Here is a 22656-nt window from a genome sequence, read left to right on the forward strand (position 1 = left end):
CGGGGCGGCCGGCCGGACGCGGCGCCGGTTCGGCGGCGCGCGGCGCGGGCGCATCGGCACGGCGCGGCGGCACCGACGGCTCGGCGCGGGCCGGCGGCTCGGCGCGCGCCGGGGCCTCGGCCTGCATCGGCGCGGGGGCCGGCTCGGCCGGCTCTTCCTCGACCGGAGCCGGCGGCGGGGCGCGGCGGGCTTCCTCGGCGGCGCGACGCGCCTCCTCGGCGGCCAGGCGCTCCTCATCCTCGGCGCGGCGACGGTCTTCCTCGGCGCGGCGCGCGGCTTCCTCGGCGGCGGAGCGGACCTGCAGCGCCTGGCGCTCACGCTCCTCCCGCTGCCGCTGCGCCTCGGCGCGGCGCTGCTCCTCGAGCACCCGCTGGCGGGTGGCGAGCTCCGACTGCGTCAGCGGGCGGCCGGCCGCGGCGGGCGGCTTGCCGGCCGGGCCGGCACCTGCCGGGCGCGGCGGCCCGCCGGCCGGGCGGGGCCCTGCCGCGGCGGGGCCGGCCACGCCGGGCTTGGCCTGCGCCGGCGCGGCCGGGGCCGCGACGCGCTTCTTCAGCACCTCGACCTGCACGACCTTGCTGCGCCCATGGCTGAAGGACTGGCGCACGCTGCCAGCATCCACCGTCTTGCCCAGCTCCAGGCGCCCCCCCGGTCGGAGGGAAAGCCGGCCCTTGGCCGCATCCTGGTCGTTCTGGTCGCTCATCCGCCGATCCGAACCTGATCTTTCGTCCGTCATGTCCAGCCGCGCAGTAAACGCGGCACCCTGTGCTTCCGCGCGAGCGCGGGTGAAGTCGGTACCACACCCCGAAACCGCGGAGCGCAGCGATCAATCCCCGTCCAGCCACAGCCGGATGGTCCCCGGTCGCCGCCGGGGGGCGGTCCGCCTAGGGCGGCGCCGGAGGAACCCCCCGTAGCGGCGCGCTGCCCTTGCTGTCGGCTGCGGTGGCGACACCCGCGAGCCGTGCGGCTTCCGCCGCGATCGCCAGCGCCAGTTTGCCCGGCGCCACCGCAACATGCACTGCCCGGTCCCGACCGAACAGCGCCCCAAGCTCCGCGCCGGTCAGCGGGGTGACCGCCGGCACCTGCCGGAGCCCAACCAACCGGGCCCGTTCCGCCGCGCTGCCGTCCGAAGCCTGGACCAGCAACGCCGCGCGCCCCGCCTGCAGCCACTCCAGGGCTGCCTGCCATCCGCTCACCGCCTGCCCGGCCCGCCGGGCCAAGCCAATGAGATCGCGGACCCGCCCATGCAGGCCGGTCTCGATCCGCGCGCGAAGGTCGGGGGGCACGTGCACCGAACCACGCGCGGCCTTTGCAAAGGCCCCACGGGTCGCGGCACGTTCTATCACATCGGCCCGGGCGCTCAACCACATTCCCCGGCCGGGCAGCCTTGCATTCAGGTCGGGGACCACTTCCCGGTCCGGCGACAGCACGAAACGCAGCATCGCCTCCTTCGGCAGGCATTCCCGCGTCACCAGGCAGCGGCGCAGCGGCCCCGTCTCCGGCTCCTCCTCCTCCAGCACATGCTCCGGCGCCGTCGCCCCCGGCGGCAGGCCGTCCGGGGCGCCGGGCAGGATCTGGGGCGTCAGGTCAGGTCCGGGCTGCGTCGTCTTGTTCCCCATCGGCTTCCTCCGCCGACTCGGCCTCGGCCGCGGCCTCGCCAGCCTCCTCGGCCGCCTCCTCCTCGGCATAGTCGTATTCGCCGTTCTGCGCGGCCAGCGCGCCGACCACATCCTCGTCCCCGAACCAGCCGGCGGACTGGCGGGCCGCGAGGATGACAGCATTCGCCGTATCCTCATCCACCGCATCCGTCCCGAGGATTTCCACGAGCTCATCGCCCGCGAGATCCGCCAGGTCCTCCAGCGTCTTCACGCCCTTCTCGCCGAGCGCCACCATCATGGCCGCGGAGAAGCCGCCCACCTCGGCGACCGCATCCTCCACGCCGAGCTCGCGGCGCTTCTCGTCCAGCTCGCCTTCGCGCTTGTCGAGGAAGGCCTGGGCGCGACGCTTCAGCTCGGCGGCGACATTCTCGTCGAAGCCCTCGATCTCGGCGAGTTCCTCATCATCGACGTTGATGATGTCCTCGATCGAGCCGAAGCCCTCGGTCACCAGAAGCCCGGCGATGACGTCATCCACGTCGAGGCCCTCGACGAACAGGCCGCTGCGCTTCCGGAAGTCCTCCTGGCGGCGCTCCGATTCCTCGGCCTCCGTCAGGATGTCCACATCGTAGCGCGTGAGCTGAGATGCAAGGCGCACATTCTGGCCGCGGCGGCCGATGGCCAGCGAGAGCTGGTCGTCCGGCACCACCACCTCGACGCGCCGCGCATCGTCGTCCAGCACCACCTTGGTGACCTCGGCCGGCGCCAGGGCGTTGACGATGAAGGTGGCCTGGTCGGGGGACCAGGGGATGATGTCGATCTTCTCGCCCTGCAGCTCCTGCACCACCGCCTGCACGCGCGAGCCGCGCATGCCGACGCAGGCGCCGACGGGGTCGATGGAACTGTCGCGCGAGATCACCGCCATCTTGGCGCGCGAGCCCGGGTCACGGGCCACCGCCTTGATCTCGATGATGCCGTCGTAAATTTCCGGCACCTCCTGCGCGAACAGCTTGGCCAGGAAGCCCGGATGCGTGCGGCTGAGGAAGATCTGCGGCCCGCGCGGCTCCTCGCGCACGTCGTAGATATAGGCGCGCACCCGGTCGCCGTTCCGAAAAGCCTCGCGCGGGATGGTCTCGTCGCGGCGCAGCAGGGCCTCGGCCTTGCCGAGCTCGACCATCAGGTTCCCGTATTCGGTGCGCTTGACGACGCCGTTGATGATCTCGCCCACGCGGTCCTTGTATTCGTGGAACTGCTTGGAGCGCTCGACCTCCCGCACCCGCTGCACGATCACCTGCTTGGCGGTCTGCGCGGCGATGCGGCCGAAATCGATCGGCGGCAGGGGGTCGATGATGAACTCGCCGGTCTTGATGCCCGGCTTGATCTTCTGGGCGATCCGCAGGCTGAGCTGCGTCGCCTCGTTCTCCACCGGCTCGGCGTCCACCACCTCGGTCCAGCGGGAGAGCTTCACCTCGCCCGACTTGCGGTCGATGACGGCCCGGATGTCTTTCTCATGGCCGTACTTGGCGCGGCCGGCCTTCTGGATGGCCTGCTCCATCGCCTCGAGCACCTCGTCGCGCTCGATCATCTTCTCGCGGGCGACGGCATCCGCCACCAGCAGCAGTTCCGGGCGCGCGATCGCGACATCCATCGCCATGGCGTCAGTTCCTCTTCGGGGTTGAGCGGCGCCGGGGGGCGGGAGGGGTTTCGGCCTCCACCTCCGGCGCTTCAGCGGAATCATCGACCTCGACTGCAGATTCGAGGGGCGGCGGCTCGAGCGCCGCGCGGCGGGCATCGGCAACGGCGGCCAGCGCCGCGCTGTGTTCGATCAGCGCATCGGTCAGCACCAGCTTGGCACGGCGGATATTGCCGCGCGGCACCACCACCTCCGTGCCATCCTCCAGCCGGATGCGGGCCTCGGTCGCATCGGCGCCGAGCGCGATGCCGCGCAGCCGGCGGCGATTGTCCTGCGGCACCTGCAGATCCACGGTCGCCAACTGGCCGGCATAGCGGTTCCAGTCCTTGGCGCGGGTCAGCGGCCGGTCGATGCCGGCGGAGGAGATCTCCAGCGACCATTCGCTGCGGATCGGATCCTCCACGTCCAGCACGGCGCCGACGGCGTGGCTGATGATCTCGCAATCCTCGACCCGGAAGGTCGCCTCGTCGATGCGATCGGCCATGATCTGCACCACCGGCCGTTCCTTGCCGCTGACCTGCACGCGCACCAGCTCATAGCCGAGCTGGCCCAGCGTCGGCAGGATCGCCGTGGCGATGCGGGCCTCGAGGCCCTCGTGATGGGGTTGGTCGTCGTCCATTGATGCCTTCCAGGCCGACGAGCCCGGGGGCCGGGGAGCGGCCAACAAAAAAGGCGGCCCGGTTAGGGGCCGCCTCCCGGACAGGTCGGAAAGCGATCTCGTAAAGGGCATATAGCCTTGGGCCTGGGCGGCTGCAAGCGGAGTCACAGCAAGGCCGGGGAGAAGGTATTCTCCCCGGACCCCTCATCTATTTGCGGGTAAAAATCCACCAGATGGGCTGGCGGCCTTCGCGACGGGCCTTCGCCTCGTAGCGGGTGGCGGGCCAGCCGGCGGGGCGCTCCGCCTCGTGCCGCTCGGTCGGGGTGAACAGGGTCTGGTTGGCAAAAACCTCGGTCACCCAGGCTTGGTAGGTCGGGTCGTCGCTGGCGATGCGCCATTCGCCACCCGGTCGCAGCACACGGGCGACCAGCGGCAGCATCTCGGGATGCACGAAGCGCCGCTTGGAATGGCGCGATTTCGGCCAGGGATCGGGGAACATCAGCATCAGCCGGTCCAGCGCCCCCTCCGGCAGCAGGCCCAGCAGATGGCGCGCATCCTGCGGCCACAGCTTCAGACTGGGCGGCAACGGGCCCGTGGCCTCCTCGCCATCCGGCACCAGCCGGGTCAGCAGGGAACACAGCCCGTTCTCGAAGACCTCGGAGGCGATATAGGCCACATCCGGATGCGCCCGATGCTGCTCCCGCGCATGCTCGCCGCCCCCGAACCCCACCTCCAGCCACAGCCTCGCGCCCGGCATGCCGAAGGCGGCCAGGGGGTCCTTGGCCATCTCGGGCAGGAAACGCAGCCGCGGCAGGGTGGCGTCCAGCAGCAATTGCTGGCGCGGCCGCAGCTTGTGGCCGCGCTGGCGGCCATAGAGCCGGTCCGGCACGCCCTCGGCCAGTGGGGGGCGGTCTGCGGTCATGGTCGGGGCCTCAAAACGAAAAGGGGCGACGGGCCTGCGCCCGCCGCCCAATCAGACAGGACCGGCCCACGCACCCGCGCGGGCCGGCCGAAAACTACCGGTTGAAGGCGCGGCGGATCTCATCCGCCAGGTCGGTCTTCTCCCAGGTGAAGGTGCCCTTCTCCGCATCCGGCGTGCGGCCGAAATGGCCATAGGCGCTGGTCGGCGCGTAGATGGCGCGGTTCAGGTGCAGATGCTCCCGGATCCCGCGCGGGGAGAGGTTCACGAGGCCGTCCATCACCTTGGCCAGCTTCACCTCATCCACGTCGCGGCCCGTGCCATGCAGGTCGAAATAGACCGAGAGCGGCTTGGAGACACCGATCGCGTAGCTCACCTGGATGGTGCACTTGTCGGCGAGGCCGGAGGCCACGACGTTCTTCGCCACATAGCGCGCCGCATAGGCGGCGGAACGGTCGACCTTGGTCGGGTCCTTGCCGCTGAAGGCACCGCCGCCATGCGGCGCGGCGCCGCCATAGGTGTCGACGATGATCTTGCGCCCGGTCAGGCCGCAGTCACCATCGGGGCCGCCGATGACGAAGGTGCCGGTCGGGTTCACGTAGAGCTCGTTGTCCGGGCACATCCAGCCCTTGGGCAGGCTGCTCTCGATGATCGGGCGGATCATCCGCTTGATCTCGGCCTGGTCGAGGCGCTCCTCGTGCTGGGTCGAGACCACGATGCTGGTCGCGCCCACCGGCTTGCCGTCGATGTAGCGCAGCGTCACCTGGGACTTGGCGTCCGGCAGCAGCCCGGCCACGGCCACGTCACCGGCGCGGCGCATCTCGCTGATGCGGCGCAGGATCAGGTGGGCGTAGTACAGCGGCGCCGGCATCAGCTCCGGCGTCTCGGTGCAGGCATAGCCGAACATGATGCCCTGGTCGCCGGCGCCTTCATCCTTGTTGCCGGCGGCATCGACGCCCTGCGCGATATGCGCGGACTGGGCGTGCAGGTGGCATTCCACGCTGGCATTCTGCCAGTGGAAGCCCTCCTGCTCATAGCCGATGTCGCGGATCGCCATCCGCGTCAGATGCATCAGCAGGTCGGGGGTGACGCTGCCCGGGCCACGGGTCTCGCCAGCCAGGACCACCCGGTTCGTGGTCACCAGCGTCTCGCAGGCCACGCGGGAATAGGGGTCCGCCGAGAGATAGGCGTCGAGCACGGTATCCGAGATGCGGTCCGCCACCTTGTCCGGGTGGCCTTCGGAGACGCTCTCGGACGTGAAAAGGTATTCGCCCTTGTCGCGCATGGCGTGGTTCGGCCTCTTGTCGCGGAGGGCCGGTTCGCCCCGGCCTGGCTAGATGGCCCGGTGGATCCGGGACAGCGGCGTATTGCAGTGCGATGTGGCGGGGTCAAGGCAGCCTGTGCGCACGCGACACGACGGCGCAACAAACCGGCCATGCGAAGAGCGGCGCGCGCCACCTGCACCAGGGGTTGAAGCGCCGCCTGCGCTGGCCGCCTGGATACCCCTGTCCGCCCGCGATGGCGCCCCCGCCGCGCGCCCCGGGCCCCGGGGGCAGCGCCCCGCCGGCCCCGCGAACCACGCGCTCGTGAAGCGCCGGCTTCAGCGCATGCCCAGCACATCCATCATCGAGAAAAGCCCCGGCGGCCGGCCCTGCAGCCAGAGCGCGGCGCGCACCGCGCCGGTGGCATAGGCGCGGCGGTCGAAGCTGCGGTGGGTGATGGCGATCTGCTCGGTGGCGGCGGCGAAGAGCAGCGTATGCTCGCCCACCACCTGCCCGCCGCGCAGCGCGGCGAAGCCGATGCTGCCGGTCCGGCGCGCCCCGACATGGCCATCCCGCCCACTCTCCACCCCCGCCGCCTCCAGCGTCGTGCCCCGCCCGGCCGCCACCGCGCGGCCCATGGCGAGGGCGGTGCCGGAGGGGGCATCCACCTTCTGGCGATGGTGCATCTCGACGATCTCGGCATCGTAGGTCTCGGCCGGCAGGGCTGCGGCCAGCTTCTCGGCCAGGGCCAGCACCAGGTTCACGCCGGGGGCGAAATTCGCCGCATGCACCACCGGCACCAGCCGCGCCGCCTCCGCCACCGCCTGCGCCTGCGCGGCGGACAGGCCGGAGGAGCCGAGCACCAGGGGCGTGGCGCTGCGCGCGGCCAGCGTCGCATGCGGCACTGCCTCCTCCGCATGGGTGAAGTCGATGACGATGTCGCTGGCGGCGAAAAGCGCGGCGGCGTCGGGGTGGATGAGGGTCCCGGGGGCAGGCTGCGCGGTGCTGCCGGGGCGCAGCGTGCCGCCCGCCAGGCTGGCGCCGGCCGCCCGCACTTCCTCCACCAGCAGGCGGCCCATGCGGCCGGCGATGCCGGCGATGCCAATGCGGATCATGCAGCGAACCCTCCCCCAGCGGAGGGCGGAAGCTGCGCGCAGCAGGGGGCGTGGGTCAAGCGAGGGGGGGGCGGGCGGCGACGCGTTCAGGGACCTTGGGGACCGCGCCGCCGCCTGCCAGGACCTGTCGCAGGGGGGATGCGACGGTCGTGACTGCAACGTCGTCTCCCCGCGCGGGTTGCAGCCGCGGCACCAAGATTCCGCCAGGCCCCACCCCCTGGCCTGCGGCCGCCAGACGCGGCATCACAGCCCCCCGAGGAGAAATGCCGATGCGTCTGGCCCTTGTCGCGAGCCATGCCAACCGCCGCCTGGAGGGATCGCAGCAGGAGCTGCACCTGCTGGCCGCGCTGCGCGAACGCGGGGTGGAGGCGCGGCTGTTCCGGCTGGAGGAAGGACAGCCGCCGCAGCAGCTGCAGGCGCTGGAGGGCCAGGTGCCCGTCACCCTGCTGCCCAGCGACGACCCCGGCCTGCCGCGCCGCCAGCGCGTGTCCCAGGCGCTGATCGCGGCGGTGCGGGACTTCGGGCCGCAGCTGCTGCTGTTCAAAGGGCTGGGCTATGCCGCGCACCAGGCGGTGGCGGATGCGCTGCATCCCTGCCCCATCCTGCTGATGGTGGATGGCTATACCAGGGACCCGCTGCTGCCCCGCGCGGCGCTGGTGCTGGCCGAATATCCGGCGCAGCAGCACGAATTCCCCCGCCATCACGCCGCTGGCCGCACGCTGCTGATGCCGCGCTACTTCGATGCGACACGGGCCACGCCGCCGGATCCCCGCCCGGCGCCCCGCTTCGCCATCATCAATGTCAGCCACTTCCACGATGCGCGGAAGAACCAGGCGGCCCTCTTCGGGCTGGGGCAGCGGCACCGGATCGGCCTGGTGGGCGGCGGCGCCCTGATGGCGGCGCGGCAGGCGGAAGCGCCGCCAAAGGTCGAGTTCCTCGGCGCGCGCCCGCCGGAGCGGGTCTATGACTTCCTGCACCGGGCCCGGATCATGGTGCATCCCTCGCTGCACGACGCGCTGCCGCGCGCGATCGTGGAGGGGATGGCCTGCGGCCTGCCGGTGGTCGCCTATGCCGGCATCTTCCCCGGCATCCGCCATGGCGAGACCGGGCTGGTGGTGACGCCGGAGACGCTGGAGGCGGAGGTGGAGGCCCTGCTGGCCGATCCGCCGCGGCTGGCGGCGATGGGCGAGGCCGCGCGGCAGGATGCCTTTGCGAATCACGGCCCCGTGGCGCTGCAGCGCGCCGCGCGGCAACTTTTGACCATTGTGGGCCAGCTCGGGCTGGATTGAGGGGGCGGAAAAAGCCCCCACCCCGACCCTCCCCCGCAAGCGGGGGAGGGAGCGTTCTCATTAACGGCCCAGACCGTCCCAGAATTCCTTCACCTTGGCGAAGAAGCCCTCGGTCTCCGGATTGCTGCGGCCGGTCTTTTCGCTCTCGGCCTCGAACTCGGCCAGCAGTTCCTGCTGCCGCTTCGAGAGGTTCTGGGGCGTCTCCACCGCCACCTGCACATACATGTCGCCCCGCGCGGCGGAACGCAGCACGGAAAAACCCTTGCCGCGCAGGCGGAACTGGTCGCCGGTCTGGGTGCCGGCCGGGATGGTGACACGCGCGCGCCCTCCATCGATGACGGGCACCTCGACACCGCCGCCCAGCGCCGCCTGCGTCATCCGCAGCGGGACCCGGACGAAAATATTGGCGCCGTCGCGCTGGAAGATGGCGTGCTGGCGCACCGCCACATCCACATAGAGATCGCCCGCCGGCGCGCCCCGCAGCCCGGCCTCGCCCTCGCCGGACAGGCGGATGCGCGTGCCGTCCTCCACACCCGCCGGGATGGTCACGGCCAGCGTGCGGTCGCGCTGCACGCGGCCCTGGCCTGCACAGACCTTGCAGGGGTTCTTGATGATGCGGCCGGAGCCGGAGCAGGTGGGGCAGGTGCGCTCGATCAGGAAGAAGCCCTGCTGCGCCCGCACCTTGCCGGCGCCGTTGCAGGTCGGGCAGGTGCTGGCCGATTGCGCCGCCGTGCCCTCGCTGCCCGAGCCCTTGCAGGCCTCGCAGACCACGGAGGAGGGCACGCGGATGGTCTTCTTGCTGCCGGCGAAAGCCTCCTCCAGCGAGACCTCCACCTGGTGCCGCAGGTCGTTGCCGCGCCCGGCGGCGGCGCGGCCACCACCGCGTCCGCGACCGAGGCCGCCGAACATCTCCTCGAAGATATCCTCGAAGGCGCCGCCGAAGGGGTTGCCGCCCATGCCGGCGCCGCCGCCACCCCCGCCGCCCTGTTCGAAGGCGGCATGGCCGAAGCGGTCATAGGCGGCGCGCTTCTCGGCGTCCTTCAGCACGTCGTAGGCCTCGTTGGCCTCCTTGAACTTCGCCTCGGACCCGGCATCGCCCTTGTTGCGGTCCGGGTGGTGCTGCATGGCGAGCTTGCGGTAGGCCTTCTTCAGGTCCTCCTCGCTCGCATCCCGGGCGACGCCCAGGACTTCGTAATAGTCGCGCTTGGCCATGGTCCCGTAGGTCCTCGCGGGGCGGCGTGGTCAACATGGCAGCGCCCGGCCTCTTGCGAAGCCGGGCGCGCCGCTCAGTCGGATCCGAAGAAGGCCCGGATTTAGGAGGGCTTCTTCTTCGTCGGGTCGACTTCCTCGAACTCGGCGTCCACCACCTTGTCGTTCGGATTGCCACCCGGACCGGCACCGGGCGCGCCCTCGGCGCCACCGGCCTCGGCCTGGGCGGCCTGCGCCTTGTAGAGCGCCTCGCCCATCTTCATCGCGGCCTGGGACAGGGTCTCGTTGGCCTTGTTGATGGCCTCGACATCCTGGCCTTCCATCGCGGTGCGGGCGGCGGCGATGGCGGCCTCGACCTCGGCCTTCTCCGCGGCCGGGACCTTGTCGCCATTCTCCCGGATCGTCTTCTCGGTCGAGTGGACCAGCGCATCGAGCCCATTCCGCGCTTCTACGGCCGCGCGGCGCTGCTTGTCCGCCTCGGCATTCGCCTCCGCGTCGCGCACCATCCGCTCGATATCGGCATCCGAGAGACCCGACTTGGCCTGGATGCGGACCTGCTGCTCCTTGCCCGTCGCCTTGTCCTTGGCGGAGACCGACACGATGCCGTTCGCATCGATGTCGAAGGTCACCTCCACCTGCGGCACGCCACGCGGCGCCGGCGGCAGGCCGGTCAGGTCGAACTGGCCAAGCAGCTTGTTGTCCGCCGCCATCTCGCGCTCGCCCTGGAACACCTTGATGGTGACCGCGGACTGGTTGTCATCGGCCGTCGAGAAGACCTGGCTCTTCTTGGTCGGGATCGTCGTGTTCCGGTCGATCAACCGCGTGAACACGCCACCCAGCGTCTCGATGCCGAGCGACAGCGGCGTCACGTCCAGCAGCAGCACGTCCTTGACGTCGCCCTTCAGCACGCCGCCCTGGATGGCGGCGCCGATGGCGACCACCTCATCCGGATTGACGTTGCGCGCGGGCTCCTTGCCGAAGAACTGCTTCACCAGTTCGATGACCTTGGGCATGCGGGTCATGCCGCCGACGAGAATGACTTCGTCGATCTCGCCGGCCGAGACCTGCGCATCCTTCAGCGCCTGCTTGCAGGGCTCCAGCGTCTTGGTGATCAGGTCGTCGACCAGCGCTTCCAGCTTCGCGCGGCTGAGCTGCATCACCAGGTGCTTCGGCCCGGAGGCGTCGGCGGTGATGAAGGGCAGGTTCACCTCGGTCTGCTTCGAGCTGGACAGCTCGATCTTCGCCTTCTCGGCGGCCTCCTTCAGGCGCTGCAGGGCGAGCTTGTCGCCGCGCAGGTCGATGCCCTGCTCCTTCTTGAACTCATCCGCCAGGTAATCGATGACGCGGGCATCGAAATCCTCGCCGCCCAGGAAGGTGTCGCCATTGGTGGACTTCACCTCGAAGACGCCGTCGCCGATCTCGAGGATCGAGACGTCGAAGGTGCCGCCGCCGAGGTCGTAGACCGCGATGGTGCCGCCCTTCTTCTGGTCCATGCCATAGGCGAGCGCGGCCGCGGTCGGCTCATTGATGATGCGCAGCACCTCGAGGCCCGCGATCGCGCCGGCCTCCTTGGTCGCCTGGCGCTGGGCGTCGTTGAAATAGGCCGGGACGGTGATGACCGCCTGCGTGACCTTCTCGCCGAGATAGGCCTCGGCGGTCTCCTTCATCTTGGAGAGGATATTGGCGCTGATCTGCTGCGGCGCATACTGCTTGCCATCCGCCTCGACCCAGGCATCGCCATTGCTGGCGCGCACGATGGAGTAGGGCACCAGGCCCTTGTCCTTGTTCACCATCGGGTCGTCGAAGCGGCGGCCGATCAGGCGCTTGACGGCATAGAGCGTATTGGTCGGGTTGGTGACCGCCTGGCGCTTGGCGGACTGGCCGACGAGGCGCTCGCCATTCTTCGCGAAGGCGACCATGGAGGGGGTGGTACGCGCACCCTCGGCGTTCTCGATGACCCTGACGTCCTTGCCTTCCATGATGGCGACGCAGGAATTGGTGGTGCCGAGGTCGATGCCGATGACCTTGCTCATCCGAGTCTATCTCCTGTGCGGCGGACGGGCGCGGCCCATGGGCCCGGAAAACCCCGAACCCTTCGGCACCGCACCCGCCCCCATGATCCGTGACGGATGCGGGGTGGGTGGTACTGCGGCCGGACCGGGGGAAGCCCCCGGATCGCCGCGCCAGCGTCATGTATTCAGGCAGGGCGCAGGGAACAAGACCCGCAGGGGGCGTAACCTTTGGAAAGACTCGCGATTGCGGCACGCCTTTCCCGCGCAATCCGCTGTTCCTGGGCCCCCGCACATGCGTAAGGTGCGGCAACGACATGATCCAGCACCTCCCCCTCCACCCGCAGCGCGACCTGCTGACGGGCGAACTGCATGCCCGCCCGCCGCTGCCGCTGCAGACGCCCATGGCGATCAGCCGCCTCGCCCTGGCCGGCGACACCGGCACGGAACGCGGCGCCGCGGTCGCGCATCTCGCCGTGCTCTGCCGCCGCTACGGGGTGACACCGCCCGCGCCCGGCGCGGATTTCGTGCTGGCCGATTTCGGCGCCTTCCGGCTGCGCTACGAACGGCATACCGAATTCGACGGCTGGACCTTCCTGCGCCCCGGCCTGTCCGACCACCCGGACGACCCCTTCGCCTTCACCGCCATCGCCGCCGTACCGCGGGACTGGCTGGAGGCCCTGCCCGGCCGCACCCTGGTCGCCGCCCATATCGCCGTGCTGCCCACGGCAGGAGAGGACGAACCCCCGCCCCCCGGCAGCTTCGCCCCCGAAGGCCTGGCCGGCGCCAGCCTCTCCGGCGGCGCCGCCACCGCCTGGACCGATTTCCGGCTCGGCCCCGATGGCTTCACGCGCATCCTGCTGCAGGACCATGGGCTGACCCCGGCACTCGCCGGCCGCCTGGCCCAGGCGCTGTGGGAGATCGAGACCTACCGGCTTTTCGCCCTGCTGGCCCTGCCGCCGGCCCGCGCCGCCTCCGGCGACCTGGCCCGCGCCTCGGACCGCCTGGCCACCCTCTCCACCCGCCTCTCGGGCCTCGCGGAACTGGAAGCCGAACGCGCCGCGCTGGAAGAACTCACCGAGCTCGCCACCGGTATCGAACAGATCGCCAATGCCACCGCGGACCGCTTCTCCGCCGCCCACGCCTACCACGCGCTCGTCGGCCGCCGCCTCCAGGTGCTCCGCGAGGAACGCCTGCACGGCCTGCCGACCCTGACCGAATACCTGGAACGCCGCCTCGACCCCGCACTCGCCACCGTGCAGGCCACCGGCGCCCGCATCTCCGCGCTGTCCGTCCGCTGCGGCCGCGCCGTCGACCTTCTGCGCGCCCGCGTCGCCGTGGCGCAGGAAGCCCAGACGCAGAAACTGCTGGCCGCCATGGCCGAGACCGGCCGCGCCCAGCTGCGCCTGCAGGAAACCGTGGAAGGCCTCTCCGTCGCCGGCATCAGCTACTACGTGCTGTCGCTGGCCAGCTACGCCCTGAAACCCCTCCCCTGGGGCCCCATCCGCCTCGACATCGTGCTGGCCACCCTGGTCCCGGTCATCGCCGGCCTGGTCTGGGTGCGCATGCGACGACGGCGGCGGAAGCTGGCGAAGTAGCGCCGGTGATCCACGGGGGGCAAAGCCCCCCGGCGATCACCCGCGCGACCTACTTCCCCGCCACCACCACCATCGCCGGCTTCAGCAGCCGCCCGTGCAGGGTCCAGGCGGGGGTCCAGGCCTGGATGATGGTGCCGGGCTCGGTGCCTTCGGGGGCCGGTTGTTCGGCCATGGCCTGGTGCAGTTCCGGGTCGAAGGCCTTGCCCTGGGCGTCGAGGCGGGCGATGCCGTGGCGTTCCAGCATGGTCACGAAGGCGCGTTCCACGCCTTCGAAGCCGCCGCGCAGCTTGCCGAGGATTTCCGGTTCGTCCTCGGTGGCGGGGGGCAGGCTGTCCAGGCCGCGGCGCAGGTTTTCCGCCGTTTCCACCACGTCGCGCGCGAATTTCTGCACGGCGTAGAGGCGCGCGTCCTCGATCTCGCGCTTGGTGCGGGCGCGCAGGTTCTGCATGTCGGCTTCCGCGCGCAGCCATTTGTCGCGCATCTGGCCGAGTTCGGCTTCGAGGGCGGCGATGCGTTCCGCCTCGGTCTGCGGGGTTTCGGGGGTGGCCGGATCGGGCGTGGTCGCGGTGGTCTCAGCCGGGGTCGGCGTGTCCTGGGTATCGCTCATGAGGAGGGTTTTCTGACTCGCGGAGTGGGGGCGGCGTTTCGCGGCTCCACGTAAGCGTCCCGTCCCGGCGGGGCAAGGACTTGAAGCCCTGCCCGCGCCTGCAGGCCGTCAGGCCGCCCGCAGTTCCGCGACGGTGGCCTGCAGGGCGCTGCGCAGGGAGCCGGCGTTGGAATCGAGGGTTCGGGCCGTGGCTTCCAGTTGTTCGACCGCCTGGGCGGCGGCGCCGATGGCGCTTTCCGCGGCACTGGCGGCGCCGGAGGCCCGGCCGGTGCTGCCGGCCACGCGTTGCGCGGTGCGGGCGATGTCCTGGGTGGCGCTGCCCTGTTGTTCGACCGCCAGGGCCATGGCGGAGGACAGCTGTTCCAGCTCGGCCACCACGGCGACGATGCCGCGGATGGCCTGCACCGCCTCTTCCGTCGCCGCCTCGATGCTGCCGGCCTGGCGGCCGATCTCGGCGGTGGCGCTGGCGGTCTGGGCGGCCAGGGCCTTCACCTCCCCGGCCACCACGGCGAAGCCCTTGCCGGCATCGCCGGCGCGGGCCGCCTCGATGGTGGCGTTCAGCGCCAGCAGGTTGGTCTGGCCGGCGATGGCGCCGATCAGGCGCACCACCTCATGGATCCTGCCGGCGCCTTCGGAGAGGCCGGCGACGATCGCATCCGTGCTGCGGGCGCGGTCCGCCGCATTGCGGGCGACGCTCGCCGCGCTGGCCACCTGCCGGGTGACTTCCTGCACCGAGGTGGCCAGTTCCTCCGCCGCGGAGGCGACCGTCTGCACATCCATCGCGGCCTCGGAGGTTGCCGAGGCCGCGGCCTGCGCGGCCGTCGTTCCGCTGCGGGTGGCCCGTGCCAGGCTATCCGCGGCACCGCCGAGGTCCTGTGCGGCGCGGGTCAGCTGTTCGCTGCAGCCGCCGATCTCGGCCTCCATGCTGGCGGCCACGGCGGCGCGGCCGGCCCTGGCCTGCCGGGCGAGGGCCGCGTCCTGCGCCGCCTGGTCCTCGCGTTCCAGATCCTCCCGCCGCCGCCGGGCCTCGACTTCGGCCATGGCCTCGGCCGCGGCCGCGGCGGCGCGTTCCAGATGGGTCAGCAGCGCCAGCAGCGCCGCCGCTTCCGCCACCAGGACGCCGGCATGCAGCGCGACCCGGCCGAGCGTGCCCTCGCCGCCGAAGACCACCATCGGAGCCAGCTCGTTCAGCGCGGTGTGGTGCAGCGCGACCGTCAGCGTGCCCAGCAGGATCGCGCGGCGGTCGACCAGACCCGCCAGCATCGCCAGCGCGGCGAAATAGGCCATGTGCATGTCGGTCCGCAGCCCGGGCGGCGCCACCCAGACGAAGACCGAGACCTGCACCATCAGCGCGACGGCGATCATCTGCCGCGCAAGCGGTCCGCCCGGGTTGCGCAGCGCGGTGCCCAGGGCCGCCAGGGCCACGAGGACGGCGAGGCCGCCGCCGCCCCAGATCTCCGGCGATCCACCGCCGGACAGCCAGGCCACCGGCGCGGCGAGGGCCGCCAGGCTGCCCAGCAAGGCGAGCAGGATCACGCCGCTGCCGCGGCGGATGGCTTCGAGATTCATCGGCTTACCTTCCTGGTGAGACAGGCACGTCAGACCCCGCGCAGGCGGGGCGGCCGATGGCGGGCAGGACCAGCCAGGCGCCGGTGGCGACCGGCGGGGGATCCGCCCGGGTGGGAGCCACGAGGACCAGCGCGAAGGGCCCGACCCGGCCGATCGAGACCGGATCCCAGCCGGGCTCCGCCAGCAGGCGCAGCAGCGCGGCGCCTTCGGTCATACCCGGTGGGAAGATCAGCGCCAGCGGCTGACCGGGACGGGGTTGCGCCTGGGCCAGGCCCAGGCCGGCCGTGGCGAGCCCCAGCAGCAGCAGCGGCAGGACCGAAAGCCTGCCAGATGCTGCGATGCCGTGCCTTGCCATGCCGCAGACTGCCGCATGGAGGCGAAGAATGGCTTAACCGCCGCGCGTTTCCTGGGCCGCGATTCCCTCAGCTCCGGTTCCGGCCTACACAGGCCCGATGCTACGCAGCGTCTTCACCGTCGGCGGCTGGACCATGGCGAGCCGGCTGCTCGGCTTCGCCCGGGACATGCTGATCGCCTCGCGTCTCGGCGCCGGCCCGGTGGCGGATGCCTTCTTCATCGCGCTGAAATTGCCGAACCTGTTCCGGCGCCTGTTCGGGGAGGGGGCCTTCAATGCCGCCTTCGTGCCCGCCTTCGCCGGCAGCTTCGCGCTGGATGGGCCGGCCAAGGCGCGGGCCCTGGCCAATTCGCTGGCCGGGCTGATGTCGATCTGGCTGGCCTGCCTGGTGATTTTGGGCATGGTCTTCATGCCGCAGCTGCTCTTCGTGCTGGCGCCGGGGTTTTCCGGCGAAAGGCTGGCGCTGGCCATCGAGCTGACGCGCATCACCTTCCCCTATCTTCTGTTCATCTGCCTGGCGGCGCTGGTCTCCGGCGTGCTGAACGGCATGAACCGGTTCGGCGCGGCGGCGGCGACGCCGGTGCTGTTCAACCTGGTGTCCATGGCGGCGCTGCTGGGGCTGACGCCCTATGTGGCGACGCCGGGCCATGCGCTGGCCTGGGGCGTCATGGCCTCCGGCATCGCGCAGCTTGGCCTGTTGCTGGTGGCGGTGCGGGCGGCGGGGATGGTGATCAACCCGCTTTCTATCCCCCGCATGACGACGGATGTGCGGGCGGTGCTGCGGCGGATGGTGCCAGGCCTGTTCGGCGCCGGCGTCACGCAGCTGAACCTCGCCATCGACGTGGTGCTGGCCTCGCTGCTGCCGGCGGGGGCGGTCAGCTACCTGTACTATGCCGACCGGGTGGCGCAGCTGCCGCTGGGCGTCATTGGCGCCGCGGTGGGCACGGCGCTGCTGCCGCTGCTGGCGCGGCAGCTGCGCACGGGCCGAAAACTGGAGGCGCATCGCAGCCAGAACCGCGCCATCGAGCTGTCGCTCGCCTTCGCCCTGCCGGCGGCGCTGGCCATGGCGGTGACGGCCGGCCCGATCATCTCCGCGCTGTTCCAGCGGGGACTTTTCGATGCCCAGGCCGCCGCCGCCACGGCCGCTGCGCTGGTGGCGGGCGCGGTGGGGCTGCCGGCCTTCGTGCTGGTGAAGGCGCTGACCCCGGGCTTTTTCGCCCGCGGCGATACGGCGACGCCGGTGAAGGTGGGCCTCGGGATCGTGGCGCTGAACCTGGTGCTGAACCTGGCGCTGATTCCCCACCTGGCGCATGTCGGCATCGCGCTGGCCACCTCCATTGCCGCCTGGGTGAATGTGGCGGTGCTGAGCTGGCTGCTGACCCGGCGGCGCCAGCTGCTGCTGGACCGCCGGCTGCGCCGCCGCGCGCCGCGGCTGCTGGCCGCCGCCGCGGTGATGGCGGGGGTGCTGCTGGCGCTGGAGGCGGTGCTGTTTCCGCTGGAGGGCAGCCTGGCGCGCTTTGCCGGGCTGGCGGCGCTGATCCTGGCCGGGCTGGTCACCTATTTCGGCACCGCGCAGGCGCTGCGCGGCCTGGATCTGCGGGAGGCGGCGCGGCTGCTGCGGCGGCGGTCGAGCTAAGTGACCGTTTGAGAATGCCGGCGGTTGAGGATCCGCAGGGAATTTTGCGGCCCTGGAAGGCGCCGGGCGCCGCCGATGCTGGTTGCATCGGCAAGCCCGGCGTCGCGCGGATAGCGCGCCATGGGCGCGACCCAGGGGCGGAAAAGAGCCGCGGAGCCGACCCGCAGGCATTCTCAAACGGACACTAAGCCCCCGCCCGCACCTCGATCCCCAGAAGGCCGCGCGCCAGCACGGCGCGGAGATCCGGCAGGGCCAGGGCGACGCAGCCCTCGGTGGGCGCGTAATCCGGCCGCGCCAGGTGCAGGAAGATGGCGCTGCCGCGGCCGCGCTCCACCGGCGCGTCGTTCCAGCCGAGCACGCCGATCAGGTCATAGACCGCATCCTGCCGCCACAGCACCTCGTGCCGCCCCGCAAAAGGCAGGCGCACGGGGCGGTTATAGGCGCGGTCGGCGGGGTCGTCGCACCAGCCATCCTCGGGGGCCAGCGGCTCCACCGGCACCGCGCCGCGCGGCGCCGGGCCACGGTCGGCACGGTAGAACAGGCGGCGCAGCGGCAGGCGCGCGGCGGGGGTGGCGCCGTCTCCTTCCTGCTTGCGCTCCGCCGGCACCACGCCACCCTTGCCGAGCGCGCAACGCAGCACCTGCCCTTCGAAGCGGAAGCGGCCATCCGGCGTCACCACGGCCCAGCCGGCCTCATCCATGGCTGGAGGTGCTCCGGCGGGCGGCCAGGGCCGTGCCGGTGGAGGCGGGGCTGGGGGCGGAGGGGCCCTGGGAGGGCGCGGTGGTGAACTGTTCCAGCGCCGCGAAGATGGCGGTCGAGAGCATGCCGATCGGCCCGCCGAAGGCCGCGCCGCCCAGCACGCGCAGCGCCGGGTTCAGCCCCTCCCCGGTCGTGGCCCGGTAGATCGTGCCGATCACCGGCAGATGATGCAGGGGGTTCAGCGCCTGGATCACCTCCTCGAAGGTCAGGTTGCCGGGCGTCGGCACATGCTCGTCCGGCCCCAGCCGGGGCAGGATGTCGCTTTGCGCACGCGTGGCGCCGATGTCCATGGCGGGCTGATCCTTCGTGGTCCGGCAGGCGAGGCAAGCCGCGTGCCAGATGCCAGATGCCGGCTCTCAGGTCAGCAGATGGCCGAAGCGGCGGGCCTTGGTTTCCAGGTAGCCGTCATTGACGCCATTGCCCTCGAACTGATGCGCCTCCCGGCCCTCCACCTCGATGCCGCAGGCGGCGAGGCCGGCGAGCTTGTCCGGGTTGTTGGTCAGCAGCCGCACGCGGGGCACGCCGATCGCGCGCAGCATCTCCGCCGCCACCCAGAAGTTCCGCTCATCCGCGCCATAGCCCAGCGCCCGGTTGGCATCGAGCGTGTCGAGACCCTGGTCCTGCAGCGTATAGGCGCGCAGCTTGTTCACCAGCCCGATGCCGCGACCTTCCTGCGCCAGGTAGAGCAGCACGCCGCCGGCCGGGTCGGCGGCCATCCGCTTGATGGCCCCGCGCAGCTGCGGGCCGCAATCGCAGCGCAGGCTGCCCAGCAGGTCGCCGGTGAAACATTCGGAATGCACCCGCACCAGCGGCACGCCGCCGGGCGTCGGGTTCGGGGAGACGCTGTCGACCAGGATCGCCAGGTGCTCGATGCCGCCATCCGCCGCGCGGAAGGCGATGATGCGGGCCTCCGGCGCGTCCTCCAGCGGCACGCGGGCCTCCGCCACCCGCGCCAGGCTGGCCGGCGCCGCGACCGGATAGGCCAGCACATCGGCCGCCTTGACGGAGAGCAGGTCGAGCCGCGCGGCGGCAGCCTCCGCCGCCGGGGCCACCACCAGCGCCGGCAGCAGCCGGGCCAACTTGGCCAGGGCGATGGCCGGCAGGGCCTGCGGCGGCATGGCGGTGCGTTCCGGCTGTTCGGGCAGCAGGCGTTCGGCAGTGGGATCGGCGAGAGACCGCAGGGCGGCCGGGTCCAGCAGCGCGGGCGTCAGCCGCAGCGCCACCGCGCCCATCTCCGCCGCCGTCCCGATGGGGGCGGCACCGGTGGCCTGCGGCACCGGCCGCTGCAGCACCGCCGCGGCGCGCACCGGCGCCAGCAGCAGCACGGCCGGGCCCCGCGCCGCGGCCGCCAGTTCCCCCAGGCCGCGGGCGGAAACGGTCTCCGCCGCCGCGACCACCAGGGCGCTGTCCGACCCCTGCAGCAGCACCGGCGTGCCGCGGCGCAATTCGCTGGCGGCACGATGGACGGCACGCAGCGCCAGCACCCGGGGATCGGGCAAGCCGTCGTCGTTGACGCCACCAGGGCGCGAGGAGGCGATGGGGGCCATGCTTCTCATATGATTGGCGTTCCGTGTGGCGCCTATTGACGATGCCGAATGTGGCGCGCCAAAGGCGTTTGAAAGGGGGCGGTCTGCAAGAAAAACGCGCTTGACCGGCAGAAGACCTGCGCTGCGCGACAAATCGTGACGCCCGCATGGCAAGGCTTGCTGATCACGCATACGCTAGGGCAAGATCGCTTGTCGGGTTCGGTCCGTTCCGCCATCTATTTCGGCGGCGATGGCACGGAGACGTGAAACCGATCCGCCGCGGGCCCGTTGTCACGTGGCCTCACAGATATGGGAGCTACCATGGCCGGTCCACGCCCCATCCTCGTCGTGGACGACGACGAAGCGCTTCGGCAGACGCTGGCGGAACAACTGGCGCATGACGGCGAATTCGCCGCCACCGAGGCCGGAACCGCGGCGGACGCGCTGGCGCGCCTCACCGCCGAGGATTCGCGCTTCGATGCGATCGTGCTCGACATCGGCCTGCCGGATGGCGATGGACGCGACCTTTGCGCGCGGCTGCGCAAGCAGGGCCTGCGCATGCCCATCCTGATGCTGACCGGCGCGGATGGCGAGCAGGACATCGTCCGCGGCCTCGATTCCGGCGCCAACGACTACATCGCCAAGCCCTTCCGCGTCTCCGAACTGATGGCCCGCCTGCGCGCGCAACTGCGGGTCTTCGACAATTCCGAGGACGCGGTCTTCAGCGTCGGCCCCTATACCTTCCGTCCTTCCGCCAAGATGCTGCTGGATGCCGCGCGCAACCGGAAGATCCGGCTGACGGAGAAGGAAGCGGCGATCCTGAAGTACCTGTACCGCGCCGGCGGTCGGCCGGTTGGGCGGCAGATCCTGCTGAACGAGGTCTGGGGCTACAACAGCGCCGTGACCACGCATACGCTGGAGACGCATATCTACCGCCTGCGGCAGAAGATCGAGCCCGATCCGACCAATGCCCGCCTGCTGGTCACCGAGGGCGGCGGCTATCGCCTGGACCCGACCGCGGGGCGCGCCCAGGCCGCCTGAGGGGCGGCCGGGATCAATTGCCGAAAAGGCGCTGCAGCCGGCTGGTGATATCCGGCAGCGTCAGGCCGGAGGTGGGGGGCCGTGCGCTGCCTTCCGGCACCCGGCTGCGGAAGCGGGCCAGCGCCTCGGCGGTCTGGCTCAGGCGCAGCTCCGCCGGCTCGGCGCGGTCGGAACCGGCGCCAAGCCCCGTCATCCGCACCAGCGCGAGCGGCGCGTTCGGCAGTTCCGCCGCGGCCCGCGCCGCATCCTCCACCCGCGGCGCGCAGACCAGGCTGCGCCCCTCCAGCGTGCAGGGCAGCTCGAAATAGCGGTTCGGTGGGAAGCGCAGCTGGGCCGTGCCGGTCACCGCCAGCAGGCCGCGGCTGGCCGATTCCAGCGACAGGTCGCGCGCCGCGATCACCGGCACCAGATGCCCGCCGCGATCCTGCACCTCCAGCACCAGGGAGGATCCCGCGGCGCTCTGCGCGGCCTCCACCGGTTCCCGGTGCCGCAGCAGGCAATCGGCGCGATCGGTCATGCGATCCGCCAGGCAGGACAGGCGCCAGGAGCCGATCTCCTCCGGCACCTGCCCCTGCAGGCCGGGCGAGGGTTGCGCCTGGGCGAGGGAGGCGGCGACCATGCAGGCCGCGAGGGGAAGCAATGTGCGGGTCATGCCCCGCAGATGGGGCGAGGGAGGCCCGGGTTCCATGCAGCAGATCCGATTTCAGGACGGGGCGACGGTGCCCGCGCTCGGCCAGGGCAGCTGGCGGATGGGCGAGGGCGGCGACCGGCGGGCGGAGGCCGATGCGCTGCGCCTCGGCCTCGACCTGGGCCTGACCCTGATCGACACGGCCGAGATGTACGGCGATGGCGGGGCCGAGGAGGTGGTGGGGGAGGCCATCGCCGGACGGCGGGAGGAGGTCTTCCTGGTCTCGAAGGTCTATCCCCACAATGCCTCCGCCCGGAAACTGCCCTTGGCGCTGGCGGCCAGCCTGAAGCGGCTGCGGGTGGAGCGGCTCGACCTCTATCTGCTGCATTGGCGCGGCGGCGTGCCGCTGGCGGAGACGGTGCAGGCGATGGAGGCCGCGCGGGCGAAGGGGCAGATCGCCCGCTGGGGTGTCTCGAACCTGGATGTGGACGACCTGGAGGAGCTGGGCCCGGCGCTGGCCGATTGCGCCACCGACCAGGTGCTGTGGAACCTGGAGGCGCGTGGCGTGGAATTCGACCTGCTGCCCTTCTGCGCGGCGCGTGCCATGCCGGTGATGGCCTATTCGCCGATCGGCCAGGGCGGCGCGCTGCTGCGGCACCGGGCGCTGCGGGCGGTGGCGGCGCGGCACGGGGTGGCGCCGGCGCAGGTGGCGCTGGCCTTCGTGCTGTCCCGGCCGGGCGTCATCGCCATCCCCAAGGCCGGCGACCCGACGCATCTGCGGGCCAATGTCGCTGCGCGCGACCTGGTGCTGACGGCGGAAGACCGGGCCGAGCTGGACGCCGCCTTCTCGCCGCCGAAGCGGAAGCGGCCGCTGGAGATGCTCTGAGCGGCTGCGCTACCCGCGCTTGCGGACGAATTCCGTGCGCAGCACCAGCCCCTTGATGGTCTCGTGCCGGCAGTCGATTTCCTCGGGATTGTCGGTCAGGCGGATCGAGCGGATGACCGTGCCCTGCTTCAGGGTCTGGTTGGCGCCCTTCACCTTCAGGTCCTTGATGAGGGTGACGGAATCGCCGTCCGCCAGGAGATTGCCGGCGGCATCGCGGACCTCGACCGCGGCGGGCGGGGCGGCGGCGGCGATCTCGCTGGCCGGGCGCCATTCGCCGGTCGCCTCGTCGAAGACATAGTCGTCGTCAGCCATCTGCATCGCCTTCTCGCATCGCGGAGGCTATCCGCCCGCCGCGGTGGCGCCGCAAG

General features: G+C 71.6%; 22 protein-coding genes. 5 read left to right on the forward strand and 17 right to left on the reverse strand.

All coding sequences use genetic code 11. The annotated features are described in order from the left end of the window. From ACTIF1_RS25365 to dapB, 7 genes are all read right to left on the reverse strand, one after another. A partial coding sequence (locus ACTIF1_RS25365; protein WP_439599252.1) for a translation initiation factor IF-2 associated domain-containing protein occupies positions 1 to 700 on the reverse strand: 700 nt, incomplete at its 3' end. 181 nt (positions 701 to 881) lie between these two features. Beyond that, the gene (locus ACTIF1_RS25370) at positions 882 to 1616 is read right to left on the reverse strand and encodes an RNA-binding protein (RefSeq protein ID WP_439599253.1); all 735 of its coding nucleotides are present in this window, start codon (positions 1614 to 1616) and stop codon (positions 882 to 884) included. Next, a complete protein-coding gene (nusA, locus tag ACTIF1_RS25375) occupies positions 1585 to 3240 on the reverse strand; it encodes a transcription termination factor NusA (protein ID WP_439599282.1) in 1656 nt (551 codons plus the stop codon). The genes ACTIF1_RS25370 and nusA overlap by 32 nt, the downstream gene beginning before the upstream one ends. A 10-nt stretch (positions 3241 to 3250) precedes the next feature. Continuing rightward, positions 3251 to 3904, reverse strand: coding sequence for a ribosome maturation factor RimP (gene rimP, locus ACTIF1_RS25380; RefSeq protein ID WP_439599254.1), 654 nt, complete (start codon positions 3902 to 3904; stop codon positions 3251 to 3253). Between the two features lie 187 nt (positions 3905 to 4091). Then, the gene (trmB, locus tag ACTIF1_RS25385; protein ID WP_439599255.1) at positions 4092 to 4805 is read right to left on the reverse strand and encodes a tRNA (guanine(46)-N(7))-methyltransferase TrmB; all 714 of its coding nucleotides are present in this window, start codon (positions 4803 to 4805) and stop codon (positions 4092 to 4094) included. Positions 4806 to 4899: 94 nt separating this feature from the next. Continuing rightward, the gene (metK, locus tag ACTIF1_RS25390) at positions 4900 to 6087 is read right to left on the reverse strand and encodes a methionine adenosyltransferase (RefSeq protein WP_439599256.1); all 1188 of its coding nucleotides are present in this window, start codon (positions 6085 to 6087) and stop codon (positions 4900 to 4902) included. Between the two features lie 315 nt (positions 6088 to 6402). Then, entirely contained in the window at positions 6403 to 7176 is a 774-nt protein-coding gene (gene dapB / locus ACTIF1_RS25395; protein ID WP_439599283.1) for a 4-hydroxy-tetrahydrodipicolinate reductase, read from the reverse strand. Between the two features lie 272 nt (positions 7177 to 7448). On the opposite strand from dapB, the gene ACTIF1_RS25400 reads away from it, so the two are divergent. Beyond that, positions 7449 to 8468 carry a glycosyltransferase family 4 protein gene (locus ACTIF1_RS25400; RefSeq protein ID WP_439599257.1) on the forward strand — a complete coding sequence of 340 codons (1020 nt, stop codon included), beginning with the start codon at positions 7449 to 7451 and terminating at the stop codon, positions 8466 to 8468. A gap of 60 nt (positions 8469 to 8528) precedes the next feature. Here ACTIF1_RS25400 and dnaJ read toward each other — a convergent pair whose 3' ends face one another. Together dnaJ and dnaK are read right to left on the reverse strand one after the other, a co-directional pair. Next, positions 8529 to 9680, reverse strand: a complete 1152-nt coding sequence (dnaJ, locus tag ACTIF1_RS25405; RefSeq protein WP_439599258.1) for a molecular chaperone DnaJ — start codon at positions 9678 to 9680, stop codon at positions 8529 to 8531. Positions 9681 to 9781: 101 nt separating this feature from the next. Beyond that, the gene (dnaK, locus tag ACTIF1_RS25410) at positions 9782 to 11710 is read right to left on the reverse strand and encodes a molecular chaperone DnaK (protein ID WP_439599259.1); all 1929 of its coding nucleotides are present in this window, start codon (positions 11708 to 11710) and stop codon (positions 9782 to 9784) included. A 293-nt stretch (positions 11711 to 12003) separates the two neighbouring features. On the opposite strand from dnaK, the gene ACTIF1_RS25415 reads away from it, so the two are divergent. Beyond that, entirely contained in the window at positions 12004 to 13284 is a 1281-nt protein-coding gene (locus ACTIF1_RS25415) for a DUF3422 family protein (protein WP_439599260.1), read from the forward strand. A gap of 49 nt (positions 13285 to 13333) precedes the next feature. Here the strand turns inward: ACTIF1_RS25415 and ACTIF1_RS25420 are convergent, their stop codons facing one another. The 3 genes from ACTIF1_RS25420 to ACTIF1_RS25430 all read right to left on the reverse strand — a co-directional run bounded on the left by ACTIF1_RS25420 (position 13334) and on the right by ACTIF1_RS25430 (position 15815). Further along, entirely contained in the window at positions 13334 to 13891 is a 558-nt protein-coding gene (locus ACTIF1_RS25420) for a nucleotide exchange factor GrpE (protein ID WP_439599261.1), read from the reverse strand. Between the two features lie 108 nt (positions 13892 to 13999). Then, the gene (locus tag ACTIF1_RS25425) at positions 14000 to 15460 is read right to left on the reverse strand and encodes a methyl-accepting chemotaxis protein (protein ID WP_439599262.1); all 1461 of its coding nucleotides are present in this window, start codon (positions 15458 to 15460) and stop codon (positions 14000 to 14002) included. 4 nt (positions 15461 to 15464) lie between these two features. Continuing rightward, positions 15465 to 15815, reverse strand: coding sequence for a hypothetical protein (locus ACTIF1_RS25430; protein WP_439599263.1), 351 nt, complete (start codon positions 15813 to 15815; stop codon positions 15465 to 15467). A 97-nt stretch (positions 15816 to 15912) separates the two neighbouring features. Here ACTIF1_RS25430 and murJ point away from each other — a divergent pair, with 97 nt between their 5' ends. Beyond that, entirely contained in the window at positions 15913 to 17448 is a 1536-nt protein-coding gene (murJ, locus tag ACTIF1_RS25435; protein ID WP_439599264.1) for a murein biosynthesis integral membrane protein MurJ, read from the forward strand. A gap of 184 nt (positions 17449 to 17632) precedes the next feature. Here the strand turns inward: murJ and ACTIF1_RS25440 are convergent, their stop codons facing one another. The 3 genes from ACTIF1_RS25440 to ribA all read right to left on the reverse strand — a co-directional run bounded on the left by ACTIF1_RS25440 (position 17633) and on the right by ribA (position 19754). Then, positions 17633 to 18148, reverse strand: coding sequence for a L,D-transpeptidase family protein (locus tag ACTIF1_RS25440; RefSeq protein WP_439599265.1), 516 nt, complete (start codon positions 18146 to 18148; stop codon positions 17633 to 17635). Further along, the gene (locus ACTIF1_RS25445; protein WP_439599266.1) at positions 18141 to 18497 is read right to left on the reverse strand and encodes a hypothetical protein; all 357 of its coding nucleotides are present in this window, start codon (positions 18495 to 18497) and stop codon (positions 18141 to 18143) included. The genes ACTIF1_RS25440 and ACTIF1_RS25445 overlap by 8 nt, the downstream gene beginning before the upstream one ends. Before the next feature lie 66 nt (positions 18498 to 18563). After that, on the reverse strand, positions 18564 to 19754 hold the full coding sequence (gene ribA, locus ACTIF1_RS25450) for a GTP cyclohydrolase II RibA (RefSeq protein WP_439599267.1): 1191 nt from the start codon (positions 19752 to 19754) through the stop codon (positions 18564 to 18566). A 300-nt stretch (positions 19755 to 20054) separates the two neighbouring features. Here ribA and ACTIF1_RS25455 point away from each other — a divergent pair, with 300 nt between their 5' ends. Then, a complete protein-coding gene (locus tag ACTIF1_RS25455) occupies positions 20055 to 20774 on the forward strand; it encodes a response regulator transcription factor (protein ID WP_439599268.1) in 720 nt (239 codons plus the stop codon). Between the two features lie 13 nt (positions 20775 to 20787). Here the strand turns inward: ACTIF1_RS25455 and ACTIF1_RS25460 are convergent, their stop codons facing one another. Continuing rightward, positions 20788 to 21426 (reverse strand): hypothetical protein, encoded by a 639-nt coding sequence (locus ACTIF1_RS25460; protein ID WP_439599269.1) that lies wholly within the window; start codon positions 21424 to 21426, stop codon positions 20788 to 20790. Between the two features lie 34 nt (positions 21427 to 21460). Between ACTIF1_RS25460 and ACTIF1_RS25465 the strand changes: the two genes are divergently transcribed. Further along, positions 21461 to 22288, forward strand: coding sequence for an aldo/keto reductase (locus ACTIF1_RS25465; protein ID WP_439599270.1), 828 nt, complete (start codon positions 21461 to 21463; stop codon positions 22286 to 22288). Positions 22289 to 22297: 9 nt separating this feature from the next. On the opposite strand, the gene ACTIF1_RS25470 is transcribed toward ACTIF1_RS25465, so the two are convergent. Beyond that, positions 22298 to 22600: an alkylphosphonate utilization protein gene (locus tag ACTIF1_RS25470; RefSeq protein WP_439599271.1), complete on the reverse strand. Its 303-nt coding sequence runs from the start codon at positions 22598 to 22600 to the stop codon at positions 22298 to 22300. Between the last annotated feature and the right edge of the window lie 56 nt (positions 22601 to 22656).

The sequence above is a fragment of the Falsiroseomonas sp. genome, assembly GCF_051860665.1.
GTDB lineage: Bacteria > Pseudomonadota > Alphaproteobacteria > Acetobacterales > Acetobacteraceae > Falsiroseomonas.